This is a genomic window from Acinetobacter sp. (genome assembly GCF_036666595.1).
Taxonomy (GTDB): domain Bacteria; phylum Pseudomonadota; class Gammaproteobacteria; order Pseudomonadales; family Moraxellaceae; genus Acinetobacter.
The window spans coordinates 363,945-376,406 of the sequence record NZ_JAVWVO010000002.1; the positions used below are offsets into that span (position 1 = coordinate 363,945).

The window sequence follows — 12,462 nt, forward strand, 5'->3', positions numbered from 1 at the left end:
TCATCAAAGAATTAACGAATAAATCGTGTATTGGGTTGCAGAAGATAGGTTTGGAACTGATGGATCGAACCATGACTTTGTAGAAGCGTTGCCAGTGACATGACATATTTATAGGCATTCAGTGCTGATTCTGCTTTTAAAGCGCTGAGCATATTTTGTGCATCAATCACTTGGGTCGCCGTTCCCATCTCTTCTTTAAAGGACAATTCTTGTATACGTAAATTTTCTTGCGCTGCTTTTATATTTTGCTGTAACAACAGATCACTTTGCTGCGCTGTGGTGGCTTCGCTATAGGATTTATAAATCACATTTTCAATTTCTTGTTTGGTCCGTGCTGTCATCAGTTCAGAAGCGTAGCGTTGTAACTCTGCTGCTTGGACATTTTTGTTTTTATCAATGCCTGAGAATAGATTGTACTGTGCGGCTAATCCAACGATCCAGTTGTTTTTATCGTCCAGACTGTATTCACCAAAGGCAAAAATATGGGGTTTCTTGGCGGCGTTTTGTGCCGTGACATTGGCTTGTGCCAGTTGAGTGTCCATTTGCAGTTTTTGTACTAAGGCCGATTGATCTGCATATGACTTGAGTAGGGTATTCAGATCTTGGTTTTGGGTACTGTTAATAAAGAGTGGTGTGGTGAGTTCAGTTATTTGGCTGCTTTGTAAAAGGTTATTCAGTTGAAATAAACTGGCTTTTAAATTGGCCTGACTGGCTTGCTGACTGCGCTGTGCATTGTTTTTTGCGACTTCAAACTGCATGCGCTGGCCTTTACTAATAAAGCCCTGTTGTTCGAGTTTAAGTGCATTGTCATAGTGTTTTTGCATTGCATGCCAATTATATTGGCTAGATGCGAGTAACTGTTTTTGCAGTTGGACATTGAAATAAGCTTGAATCAGCTCAAAGCGTTGTAAGTCTTGCTGTTGTTTGCTGTTGAGTTCGCTACGTTTGGCTTTGATATTGGCGACTTGTTTCGCACTTGAGGTTAACCCACCTGTATAAAGTGGCATCATTGCAGAAATCGTCGGGCGTATGACTTGATCTTCTAAGGTGATTTGCGAGCTATTCGGAATAAGCCCGACACCTTTGTGGATGGTTTGATCAATTCCTTGCTCTAAACCACTTAAATCGCCCAAATTTGGATAGGCGTTTTGCCACTCATCAATTTTCGTGGCTACACCATCAGTCAGTGTTTTTTCTAAATTATTTTTGAGTGCACCAAGAGGTACATCGAGCTCATTATGAAAAGCATAAGCACGTACGTTCAGATCGATACGGGGTAGCCCCAAACCCTTGACCGCTTCAGCTTCTAGTTTTGAAGCTTGTTGTAAGGCTTGGGTGGCCTGTGTGCTATACGAGTCTTGTAACACATTTTGCTCAGCTTGTTGATAGCTGATAGATGCAGCAAAAGTTGTCGAGCTGATTCCGAGGCTGAGACTGAACATGCTTAATGACAAGATTGATGGCAGTGACGTACGCAATAAGAATTTGTTGGCTGGTGTATTAAGCATGTTGAATAGTCTTAGTGGCATGAGCACGACTCTTTTCTATGTTTTTGCACATTATACGCATAATCTAATTGTTCTGAATGTTGACTCAGTTACTGAATTGTTTAATTTGCAAATGTATATCAATAGATTAGCGACATTTTTAAGCAAAGGAAATGCTTTCGTTTGAGTTTAGGTGAATGGGAAAGCGCTGCTGTAATTGATTGAGGAATGCTGAGTTAAAACTGGATCGTTGATCTTGATTGAGTTTTTGACTGTAAAGGTGAGATTACATTGAAATATTTTCAGTTGAATTTACTGCAAGCACTGGCTATCTGTGGTTAAATGCCATCATTTTATTGTGTTTCACTTTGAAAGGAAAAATCATGCGCGCGTACAACTTCTGTGCTGGTCCTGCTGCATTACCTACTGCCGTTTTAGAAAAAGCACAAGCTGAAATGCTTGATTGGCAAGGCAAGGGTCTTTCCATCATGGAAATGAGTCACCGTAGTAAAGACTATGTTGCTGTGGCTGAAAAAGCAGAAGCAGATTTACGTAAACTCATGAACATTCCAGAGAACTATAAAGTCTTGTTCCTTCAAGGTGGTGCTTCACTTCAGTTCTCCGCGATTCCTTTAAATTTGTTGGGTAAAAACAGCAAAGCGGATTATATCCATACTGGAATTTGGTCTGAGAAAGCACTGAAAGAAGCGCAGCGCTATGGTGATATCAACGTCATTGAAGCGGGTACGCAAATTGATGGAAAACTTGCCATTGCAGACTCAAGCACTTGGAACTTATCTCAAGATGCAGCTTATGTGCATTATGTAGATAATGAAACGATTGGTGGTCTTCAGTTTTCGGCTATTCCAGAAACCAATGCGCCATTGGTTGCGGACTTGTCTTCAAGTATTTTGTCTGCACCTGTTGATGTGACTAAATTTGGTATCATCTATGCAGGCGCACAAAAGAACATTGGCCCAGCGGGTTTAACCTTGGTTATTGTTCGTGAAGATCTGTTAGATCAAGCCAAACCTGAAATTCCAAGCATCTTGAAATACGCTTCACAAGCGAAGAATGATTCGATGGTTAATACACCGTCGACCTATGCGTGGTACTTATCCGGTCTGGTATTTGAATGGTTGCTTGAACAAGGCGGTGTTGAAGCGATTCATAAAGTGAACCTTGAAAAGGCGAAACTGCTTTATGGTTATATCGATGCAAGCGATTTTTATGCAAACCCAATTGCTGTGCAAAACCGTTCAATTATGAATGTGCCGTTTACTTTGGCGAATCCAGATTTGGAAAAACTTTTCCTGAAAGAAGCTGAAGAAAACCATTTGTTGAACCTTGCGGGTCACCGCTCAGTTGGTGGGATGCGCGCAAGTATTTATAACGCGGTTCCTCTAGAAGGCGTGCAAGCCCTAGTGAATTTTATGGATGACTTTGCGAAACGAAATGCTTAAGCCATAGAGCCAGAAAAGCTAACTTAAAAGTTGTAATGCCAGTCAGTTAAGAAACGGACTGGCATTTTCTTTTAAAATTTATTAGATACGCGGAAGCGTCATCCTCAACCTGCCTAACTTTTGGCTTGGGCTGTGTTCTAACAAAAGTTGTTCAAACGAAGCAAGTGAACAGGTTTTGTGGATGACAAATGCTTTCCTTGCGAAGCTTGGCTTCTCATTTGGCTAAATAAAAGAACAGAACGAAGTTCATAAATTTGATTTAAAACAGTGAGACTCCGTTGAGAATAGCCCAACAGTAAATGCATTCTATTGAAATGCATTTACTGATCAGTCGTACATTGTTTGATGGGCTTTTTTTATTGGTTTTTTAACAGATTATCTAAAACAATCGTGACATTTTGGTGTCATGCCAATGAATTATTCACTTTATTTGTCGCCTAGTACGGACGCCCACCTGCAAGACTAATACGTTTGAGTAAGCGACGTTGATCGACAGGAAAGGGACGACGTGAATGTAGTGTCACCTGATTATCCCAAAATACAATATCTCCGGTTTCCCAGTGATGTTCATAGCGAAACTCAGGTTTGAGGATGTGCGTACGAAGTGCAGCAATCAGTTCACTGCCTTCGGTATCATCGACATTGAGTAATTCAACTTCCGAACGGGTATTGAGCCAAAGCGCTTTACGCCCAGATTCTGGATGTGTGCGGACTAAGGGATGCGGATAGGCATGCCCTAAAATGGGTTGATCTTTAAAGCGATAATAAGGGCTGTCTCCATAACCCGTATTGCCTGTATTACTTTGTGCACGGACGAATGGGTTATAAGTAATCAGCTGTAGCTGGTCGATCTGCTTTTTGACGTCATAGGGAAGCGCATCATAGGCTTTGATGGTATTGAACCAAGAGGTTTGTCCGCCGTCTTGAGGAAGCTCAAGGGCATAGAGCAGAGAGCCAAAAGAGGGAAGAGGTGTCCACTGGTGATCGGCATGTGGGGTGAGTTCGCCATGACCAGTATAGTCGCCTTGACCGACCGCATTGGAAACAGGAACCACATCGGGTGGAACACCAGTCTCAGTCTGGCTAGCAAGCACAGGATTATCTGCACTTGGGCGGAAAATAGAACCAAAATAGCTGGCAAAGGCTAAATATTGCAGATCATCCAAAGTTTGGTTTTTAAAAATTAAAATTAGATGTTCAGCCAAAGCTTGTTTCAAGCGATAGATGGTTTCTCCTGCTTGGGCTTTACGGGCATCTAAACCAAAAACCACAGCACCTAAGGCTTCTTGCGCCAGTGGGATAATTTGAATTTCTTCTGGATTTTGAAATTGTTCAGGTTGATGCCAACGCGGGGCATCATGAATCGCTTGTGAAAGTTGGGTTAATGCGGTCATTTTGATTATTTTCTCTAGATATGGGGTCTAGAGAAAATGTAATCAAAATATGTGTAATCTTAAAATTAAAAGAAGTTCTAAACTTATGAAAAAATTTAAAAAATACTAAGCTAATGATTGTGTTGCTTTTCTTTTATAATGAAATATATAGCTAAAAATATGCAGATTTAATGTGCGCAAAATGCCTGATTAAAATACTCAAACAGGTCCGGCGTATTCAGCCAAAGGCTAATTGCTAGAGCAAACAAAGCAACGATGCTAATGCCGATACCACACTTGAGCCATAGAAATGAATTAGTCATGGACAACTGCCTTCTCATCGACAAAGAAATGTACCAGTACGCCAAAAACACTCAGAATAATAGAGAACAGCCAAATCAAGTCATAATTGCCTGTCACATCATGGTTCACACCACCCAGCCATCCACCGAAAAATGAACCAACTTGATGGGTAAAGAACACGATGCCACTCAGCATGCTCAGATATTTAATACCAAACATATTGGCCACAATACCGTTGGTTAAAGGCACTGTAGATAACCATAATAAACCCATCACTACACCAAAGCTATAGATGGTGACTGTGCTCAATGGGAGCATTAAAAAGGCAATAATTGCAATGCCTCTGAGCCCATATAAGCCCATCAGCAACATTGGTTTAGAATATTTCCCACCTAGCCAGCCCGCAGTGTAAGTACCAACGATATTAAATAAACCGACCAAAGCTAAGAAAACGGTTCCTGTGGTTGCATTAAAACCATGGTCAATCAAATAGCCAGGTAAATGGATACCTATAAAGACTACTTGGAAGCCACACACCAAAAAACCAAGTGATAGGAACCAAAATGGTTTATGGTTTTTCGCAATGACTAAAATATCTTTAAAACTGAGCTGAACTTGATTGGTTGACGCATTCGGTACAACAAAGGCCGGGGCTTTGAGCATCCAGGCCAGTGGAACAATCATCGCAATTAAAATTGCACTAACGACCAACGCCGCAGACCAGCCAAAGTTTTGTAACAGCAGTAAGGTTGACGGCAGCATAATGAACTGCCCAAAAGAACCCGCTGCACTGGCAATACCCATAGCAAGGCTACGTTTTTCAGGCGGTGCAGCACGACCCACCGCAGATAACAATACAGAGAAAGAGGTGGCAGATAATGCTAGGCCCAAAATAAGACCGACACTTAAGTTGAGTAACCAACCCGTAGAGCTGACTGCCATGAGCAGCAAACCGATGGTATACAACACACCACCGACGGCAACCACGATTTTAGAGCCATATTTATCTGCTAATGCGCCTGTAAAGGGCTGCGCAGCGCCCCAAATCAGGTTTTGCATCGCAATCGCTAGACTAAAAACATTATGTCCCCAGCCAAACTCATCACTCATAGGCACAAGGTAGAGTCCAAAGCCATGTCGGACACCCAGTGATAATGCCAGAATTATTGCACTTCCAATGAGCATATAAATCAGCGGTTTGGAAAAATGAGTTTCTGACATATTTCAACCAAAAAATGAGCTTAGAGTTCGCTATATTAAGTGAATTATTTGCTGAAAGCGATGATAAAAAATTGACTATTTGATCAATAAAAACAATGAATATTCATGAAAAAAGACGACTTGGTGTCGTCTTTTTGGTAGTTGTTTGAAGCTTAGAACCGGTAGCCGACACCTGCATAAGCAAGAATTGGGTTAATTTCAATATCAGCTGTGGATTTGATCAGTTCACCGTGCGTAGCATCTTTGACGGTGATCGTAGTTTCATTTTTTAGATGGGCGTAGGACACAGAGCCGACAGCAAACCATTTATCATTAAAGTCGTAGGTGAAACCGACAGTTGCAACAGGCGCGAAGGCATCGGTTGCTTCTAGCTTAACTTTAGGATTGGCTGAACTCTTTTTCCCCTCAAGTGCTGCACCTGCATTTCCTTCTTTAATATTGGCAATCATATGACCTGCCGCAATCAAGTCTTTTTCCGTTTGTGGGTTAATTTCCAGCTCATTAAAGTAGGCATACATCATTCCAACACCGACATAGGGGCGGAATTTATTTACTCCTGTTTTACCAAAGTGATATTGGAACTCGAAAGCAGGTGTCCATGCACGTGCAGATGCCGCAGGGCCATGTGCTTCTAAGTCGGTAATGAAAATATTATTTTTTAAGTCAATATTTAAAAATTCTAAGGGTAGGTTGCCAATTTGTGGCGTCGCAACTGCGGCGAAGGGTGCATAAATTTTTCCTTTGCCTTGTAAGTCGACTTTAGGTGGAATACCGGCTTTCATCTCAAAAGAAATATTGTCGGTAAAGAAGTAGTTGGTCATGATGCCCAATGTGGTGACATCATCGGCTTCTAAACCCGTACCAGGGTTATCCCAGCTTTCAAGGCCGCTTATAGTGGATGAGCCACTTAAACCTGAACTGAGATTCCCTCCTGTTACAAACCCCAATACTTTGAGTGCATCGGCTAATAATCTTTGGTCAACATCTTCATTTAGATTATTTAAGACAGTGTCGACTTTAATATCACCATTTTTGGCTACTTCGCCTTCTTTAACAGAGGTGTTAACTCGGAAAGGTTGAGCTTTACCTTGTGGCATGACGTGTAAAGCACCGACCGATACAGAAAAGCGTTTAAATCCATCACCATCTTGTAGACTAAAATAAGGTGAATCTGCATGTGTGAGCATAGGTAAAGCAGCAATAGACGTTGCTACACAAAGCAATGTTTTTTTCATTCTGGGACTCCATGTCCAAATTAGCTATTCGTTTTTATAGAGCGTATTATTAAGGTTACTGCTACGATAAAGCTGTTGTTTTTGAAGGACATGTGTTTTTGACATTTGTGAATGTCAAAACCCGTTTTGTGTGATCGTGTTACTTGCTTGCAATTTTTGTTACAGATGAATGAATGTAATAGAGCGATACTGTTGAGTGCTTTTTGATTATAGCTATTTGTAAAATAAAGAATAAATTTAAAATTCAATATTTGCTTAGTCATAAAAAAGACCACCTCAAGGTGGTCTTTTTGACAGATGGCATCATACTTCATGCCAATGACAGCAATTAAGACTGAAAGCGTGATAAATCTTCTTCAGGACGTGCAGTTAAAACTTCAACCCCATTTTTAGTGACTAATAATGTATGTTCATACTGTGCAGACAAGCTATGGTCTTTCGTCACTACCGTCCATTTATCGCCCAATAATTTAGTTTTCCAGTCACCACCATTGACCATTGGCTCAATGGTAAAGGTCATGCCTTCTTCTAAGATCATGCCTGAGTTTGGTTGACCATAGTGTAAGACTTGAGGTTCGTCATGGAACACAGTTCCAATACCGTGACCACAGTATTCACGCACGACACCAAAACGTTCCGATTCGACATATTGTTGAATGGCATGACCAATGTCGCCAATGGTTGAACCTGGCTTCACTGTTGCTATTCCACGGTACATCGCTTCTTGTGCCACTTTACATAAACGATTCGCGAGAATAGAAGTCTCGCCACCGACGATGTACATCATGTTGGTATCGCCGTGGAAACCATCTTTAATGACCGTCACATCAATATTTAAAATATCGCCTTTTTTCAACACTTTTGCATCTGAAGGAATGCCGTGACAGACCACATGGTTTACAGAAGTACAAATCACATGTTGGAAAGCAGGGCGACCCGGTGCTGCACCGTAACCTAAACATGCTGGAATCGCGTCTTGTTTATTGACAATATAATCGTGACAAATCGTATCTAACTCAAGTGTAGTCACACCTGGTTTAATATGTGGCTTGATCATATCCAAAACTTCAGCCGCCAGTCGTCCAGCCACACGCATCTTTTCGATGTCTTCAGCGCTTTTGATGAGTCGACGGGGTGCTTCGTAAGTACTGTTCATGATCTCTAAAAACTTTTGGAAATTTGTGTGTGACTATGGTATAAATAGCCGCCCATTTTATCAAATGCTTTTTCGTGAATAAATTTCACGGGCTTTGTGCGATGGGGCAATAAAATCCGCACATATATCGACACATTTCTCTGGGTGCCCGTTAGGGTGGAGGATGCGGATATATGGAGGCCTAACCCAAACTTTAAGGTAAAGAAAATGGCAGATTACAACGTAAGCATGCGCGACCTTCTTCAAGCAGGCGCACACTTCGGTCACCAAACACGTTTCTGGAACCCAAAGATGCGTCAATACATCTTTGGTGCGCGTAACAAAATTCACATCATCAACCTTGAGCACACTGTTCCTGCGTTAAATGATGCTTTGAACTTTGTTAACAACCTTGCTAGCAAAAAGAATAAAGTATTGTTTGTTGGTACGAAACGTGCTGCTTCTAACATCATCCGTGAACAAGCACAACGTGCTGGTCAACCATATGTTGATCACCGTTGGTTAGGTGGTATGTTGACGAACTGGAAAACACTTCGCCAATCTATCAACCGTCTTAAAGACCTTCAAACTCAATCTCAAGATGGTACTTTCGCTAAGCTTACTAAACGTGAAGCTTTAGAGCGTACTCGTGAGATGGAAAAACTTGAACGCGCTTTAGGCGGCGTTAAGAACATGGGTGGTTTACCTGACGCATTATTCGTAATCGACGTTGATCACGAAGCAATTGCAATTAAAGAAGCTAAAAACCTTGGTATTCCTGTAATCGGTATCGTTGATACAAACTCTAACCCAGACAACGTAGACTACGTTATCCCGGGTAATGACGATGCGATCCGTGCAGTTACTTTGTATGCTTCTGCTATGGCTGATGCGATTCTTGCTGGTAAAGAATATGCTCAATCACAAGCAAATGCACAAGCTAAAGTTGAAGAAGCTAAAGAAGCTCCTGAGGCTTAATGCGTTTGACGTAAGCTTGTCATTTTTGCGACATGTGATGGTGGCAAAGTAAGCGTCATGTATGCAGACGGCCCAAGAGACAGCTCTGGGCCGTTTCTGTTCTAAAAAGAATTCATTTTCTACCGTATTTAGGAGATTGACATGACTGCAGTTACAGCAAGCATGGTTAAAGAATTGCGCGATCGTACTGGTCTTGCAATGATGGAATGTAAAAAAGCATTAACAGAAGCGAATGGTGACATCGAATTAGCGATTGATAACCTTCGTAAATCTGGTCAAGCTAAAGCGGCTAAAAAAGCGGGTAACATTGCAGCTGATGGCGCAATCACTATCGCTCAAGACGGTAACAAAGCGCTTCTTTTAGAAGTAAACTGCCAAACTGACTTCGTTGCTAAAGACGAAAACTTTGCTGGTTTCTCTGCTCAAGTTGCTGCTGCTGCGTTAGCTGCTGGCGAAACTGATGCTGCTAAAATTGCTGAATTGAAACTTGAAGATGGTGCAACTGTAGAAGAAGCGCGTATTGCTCTTGTTCAAAAAATCGGTGAAAACATCCAAGTTCGTCGTGCTCAAATCATTGAAGGCGAAAACCTTGCAGTTTACAAACACGGTTTAAAAATCGGTGTTGTTGTATCTTACACAGGTGATGCTGCGACTGGTAAAGGTATTGCAATGCACGTTGCTGCGTTCAACCCAGTTGCTATCTCTGCTGAAGGTGTATCTGCTGAACTTATCGCTAAAGAGAAAGAAATTGCTGAAGCTAAAGCAATCGAATCTGGTAAGCCTGCAAACATCGTTGAGAAAATGGTCACTGGTTCAGTTGAGAAATACTTGAACGAAGTTGCGCTTGATCGTCAAATGTACGTAATCGACAACGACAAGAAAGTTGCTGACGTTCTTAAAGCAACTGGTACTACAGTTGTTCAATTCGCTCGCTTTGAAGTGGGTGAAGGTATTGAGAAAAAAGTTGAACTTTCTTTCGCTGAAGAAGTTGCTGCTGCTCAAGCTGCTGCAAAATAATTGAAAAATTATTTTGAGTAAAAAAAGCCCCTTTGGGGCTTTTTTTATACAATTAATAAAAATAAAACGAGGAAGTAGATAAGTGGCCAACAAAACCAACCTGAGTATTGGTGCGGTGATCGTACTTTTGATTGCTGCATATTTCGGAATCGATCTTCAAGAAAATCAATTACAAACATCGACACCATCAGTCGCGGTAGAGCCCTCTACACAGACCAGCCAACCGCAAAATCAAGTGCTTGATGGCACAACAAAAATTGCCCAAGCGTTTCAAAGTCGGAAAAGTAATATTCAAGTTCAATCACAAGGGCGTGTTGTGGCTGTGCTTAAAGATGATAATGACGGTACTCGTCATCAAAAATTTATTGTAGAACTTTCTAATGCAATGACGGTTTTGATTGCACATAATATTGATTTAGCACCACGTATTGAACGCCTACAAAAAGGCGATACCGTTGGTTTCAATGGTGAATACGAATATAGTGAAAAAGGCGGGGTGATCCACTGGACACATCACGACCCACAACAGCGCCATGAAGGTGGTTGGTTAAAACACCAAGGAAAAACCTATCAGTAGTAGAGCAATTTTGTTCTATACGTTTTGCTGAATCGCAGTATGCTGAGTGTTCAGGAGAGGCCAACTCATGCACGAAATCAGACCTAGTGAATTTGTAAATTACCATCATGTTCAAGAACTTGATGGTCTTGAAATGTTAAAAGCCTCCTATCAACATACGCAGTTTTCAAAACATACCCATGAAGGCTACTGTATTGGTTTAATTGATGAAGGTGCGCAGTCTTTTTTACGCACAGGAAATCAGCATATTGCGCCGCAAGGCGATATTATTTTAGTGAATGCTGATGAAGTACATACGGGTTCTTCTGCTGTTGAAACTGGTTGGTGTTATCGGGCAATTTATCCGACCCCTGAAATGATTCAAGAAGTGAGTCAAGATTTTTTTCATGAAGCCGGTACTATGCCATGGTTTCCGCAAGCTGTAGTTCATGATGAAGGATTAGCGGAACAATTGAATTTACTATTCGATTTGTTGCTACAGCCAAAAAATACACTGTTTAAACAGAGCTTATATATTTCAACTTTGGCTTATTTATTAAGTCGTTATAATCAATCTAAAAAAATATTAAAAGACTTGCCTGAAGCGCAGCGTAAAGTGGTCTTGGTACAAGAACTACTTGCTGCGGAACCTGAAAGAGAGCATCAATTGGCCGAACTCGCCGCTGTCGTCGGGATGAGCCCATGGCATTTACTACGTCAATTTAAAAAGTTTACTGGACTTCCACCTCATGCATGGTTGGTGCAATTTCGTTTACGTAAGTCTTTGTATTTACTTAAACAAGGCTGCGAGATTGCGACAGTCGCGCAACTCTGTGGTTTCTCTGATCAAAGCCATTACACTCGTCATTTTAAAAAGTCATTGGGTTGTACGCCTGCGCAATATCTGGCACATAAAATTTAAAATAACAGCAATTTCATACAAGAAAGCTATCTAAGGTATGCCGCATATTGACTCTAGCGAATTGAAAAATGGAGTCTGCTGTGCAGTCGCAATTGATCCAACAAAACAGTTTAGGTTTTTTCCGTGGCGTACAGGATATGTTGCCGCTTTCAGTCGCCGTTATTCCATGGGGAATATTGGCAGGCTCAGCAGCGATTAATGCGGGCCTGAGTGTCATGCAAGCTGTAGGCATGTCAGCGTTAGTGTTTGCAGGTGCGGCACAATTGGTCAGTTTGAGTATGCTCATGACGGGTGCATCTTTACTGAGTATTCTGATCACCGTGTTTTTCCTCACCAGCCAGCACTTTATTTATGCACTGAGTCTAAGAGAAGAGGTGAAGCCGTGGTCACTGAAAAGAAGACTGAGTATCGGTTTTTTACTGACCGATGAGCTCTACGCCACCGCGATGCTGAAGGAAAAGCTGTCTTATGCCTATATGTTAGGTGCAGGATTCAGCTTTTATGTCAGTTGGGTGCTGTTTAGTTTAATGGGTATTTTTCTTGCGAATAATGTGCCTGATCTTTCAAATCTCCACTTGGAATTTTCAATTGTGGTGGTGTTCTTGGTTATGGCAGTGATGCTGATTCACAATAAAGCCGCAATTTATGGTGTTGTGAGTTCCTCGATCATGGTGCTGATTTTGAGTTGGTTAGAACTCGGATCAGCTATTTTGCTGGCTGGGTTTAGTGGGATGTGGGTTGCTGCGTTTTTTGATCAAGCGGAGGACTAAAA

Annotated in this window: 12 protein-coding genes; 6 read left to right on the forward strand and 6 right to left on the reverse strand. The window is 41.5% G+C overall.

Translation table 11 applies throughout. The features are described 5' to 3' along the window. Positions 1-11 precede the first annotated feature (11 nt). A complete protein-coding gene (locus tag RR876_RS04955) occupies positions 12-1,442 on the reverse strand; it encodes a TolC family protein (protein WP_332476711.1) in 1,431 nt (476 codons plus the stop codon). Positions 1,443-1,870: 428 nt separating this feature from the next. Between RR876_RS04955 and serC the strand changes: the two genes are divergently transcribed. Then, complete coding sequence (gene serC, locus RR876_RS04960; protein ID WP_010327215.1) at positions 1,871-2,950, forward strand: 3-phosphoserine/phosphohydroxythreonine transaminase; 1,080 nt, start codon at positions 1,871-1,873, stop codon at positions 2,948-2,950. Between the two features lie 437 nt (positions 2,951-3,387). Here serC and RR876_RS04965 read toward each other — a convergent pair whose 3' ends face one another. The 5 genes from RR876_RS04965 to map all read right to left on the reverse strand — a co-directional run bounded on the left by RR876_RS04965 (position 3,388) and on the right by map (position 8,238). Then, a complete protein-coding gene (locus RR876_RS04965; protein ID WP_332476533.1) occupies positions 3,388-4,344 on the reverse strand; it encodes a TauD/TfdA family dioxygenase in 957 nt (318 codons plus the stop codon). A 167-nt stretch (positions 4,345-4,511) separates the two neighbouring features. Then, a complete protein-coding gene (locus tag RR876_RS04970; protein ID WP_017397043.1) occupies positions 4,512-4,646 on the reverse strand; it encodes a hypothetical protein in 135 nt (44 codons plus the stop codon). Next, positions 4,639-5,847 carry an MFS transporter gene (locus RR876_RS04975; protein WP_332476532.1) on the reverse strand — a complete coding sequence of 403 codons (1,209 nt, stop codon included), beginning with the start codon at positions 5,845-5,847 and terminating at the stop codon, positions 4,639-4,641. Before RR876_RS04975 ends, RR876_RS04970 begins: the two co-directional genes overlap by 8 nt. 152 nt (positions 5,848-5,999) lie before the next feature. Then, positions 6,000-7,082, reverse strand: coding sequence for an OmpW family outer membrane protein (locus tag RR876_RS04980; protein ID WP_332476531.1), 1,083 nt, complete (start codon positions 7,080-7,082; stop codon positions 6,000-6,002). 328 nt (positions 7,083-7,410) lie between these two features. Beyond that, positions 7,411-8,238 carry a type I methionyl aminopeptidase gene (map, locus tag RR876_RS04985; RefSeq protein ID WP_004695821.1) on the reverse strand — a complete coding sequence of 276 codons (828 nt, stop codon included), beginning with the start codon at positions 8,236-8,238 and terminating at the stop codon, positions 7,411-7,413. Positions 8,239-8,445: 207 nt separating this feature from the next. Here map and rpsB point away from each other — a divergent pair, with 207 nt between their 5' ends. From rpsB to RR876_RS05010, 5 genes are all read left to right on the forward strand, one after another. Further along, the gene (gene rpsB, locus RR876_RS04990; RefSeq protein ID WP_004982536.1) at positions 8,446-9,195 is read left to right on the forward strand and encodes a 30S ribosomal protein S2; all 750 of its coding nucleotides are present in this window, start codon (positions 8,446-8,448) and stop codon (positions 9,193-9,195) included. A 141-nt stretch (positions 9,196-9,336) separates the two neighbouring features. After that, positions 9,337-10,212: a translation elongation factor Ts gene (tsf, locus tag RR876_RS04995; RefSeq protein WP_332476528.1), complete on the forward strand. Its 876-nt coding sequence runs from the start codon at positions 9,337-9,339 to the stop codon at positions 10,210-10,212. 82 nt (positions 10,213-10,294) lie between these two features. Further along, positions 10,295-10,789 (forward strand): DUF3465 domain-containing protein, encoded by a 495-nt coding sequence (locus tag RR876_RS05000; protein ID WP_332476527.1) that lies wholly within the window; start codon positions 10,295-10,297, stop codon positions 10,787-10,789. Between the two features lie 67 nt (positions 10,790-10,856). After that, complete coding sequence (locus tag RR876_RS05005; protein WP_078426468.1) at positions 10,857-11,690, forward strand: AraC family transcriptional regulator; 834 nt, start codon at positions 10,857-10,859, stop codon at positions 11,688-11,690. A gap of 68 nt (positions 11,691-11,758) precedes the next feature. Next, entirely contained in the window at positions 11,759-12,460 is a 702-nt protein-coding gene (locus tag RR876_RS05010) for an AzlC family ABC transporter permease (protein ID WP_332476525.1), read from the forward strand. Positions 12,461-12,462 lie beyond the last annotated feature (2 nt).

Bases quoted from the DNA above. Each gene is read 5' to 3' on its own strand.
- RR876_RS04955 (WP_332476711.1), bottom strand. From the start codon at position 1,442: ATGTTCAGTCTCAGCCTCGGAATCAGCTCGACAACTTTTGCTGCATCT.
- serC (WP_010327215.1), top strand. From the start codon at position 1,871: ATGCGCGCGTACAACTTCTGTGCTGGTCCTGCTGCATTACCTACTGCC.
- RR876_RS04965 (WP_332476533.1), bottom strand. From the start codon at position 4,344: ATGACCGCATTAACCCAACTTTCACAAGCGATTCATGATGCCCCGCGT.
- RR876_RS04970 (WP_017397043.1), bottom strand. From the start codon at position 4,646: ATGACTAATTCATTTCTATGGCTCAAGTGTGGTATCGGCATTAGCATC.
- RR876_RS04975 (WP_332476532.1), bottom strand. From the start codon at position 5,847: ATGTCAGAAACTCATTTTTCCAAACCGCTGATTTATATGCTCATTGGA.
- RR876_RS04980 (WP_332476531.1), bottom strand. From the start codon at position 7,082: ATGAAAAAAACATTGCTTTGTGTAGCAACGTCTATTGCTGCTTTACCT.
- map (WP_004695821.1), bottom strand. From the start codon at position 8,238: ATGAACAGTACTTACGAAGCACCCCGTCGACTCATCAAAAGCGCTGAA.
- rpsB (WP_004982536.1), top strand. From the start codon at position 8,446: ATGGCAGATTACAACGTAAGCATGCGCGACCTTCTTCAAGCAGGCGCA.
- tsf (WP_332476528.1), top strand. From the start codon at position 9,337: ATGACTGCAGTTACAGCAAGCATGGTTAAAGAATTGCGCGATCGTACT.
- RR876_RS05005 (WP_078426468.1), top strand. From the start codon at position 10,857: ATGCACGAAATCAGACCTAGTGAATTTGTAAATTACCATCATGTTCAA.
- RR876_RS05010 (WP_332476525.1), top strand. From the start codon at position 11,759: ATGGAGTCTGCTGTGCAGTCGCAATTGATCCAACAAAACAGTTTAGGT.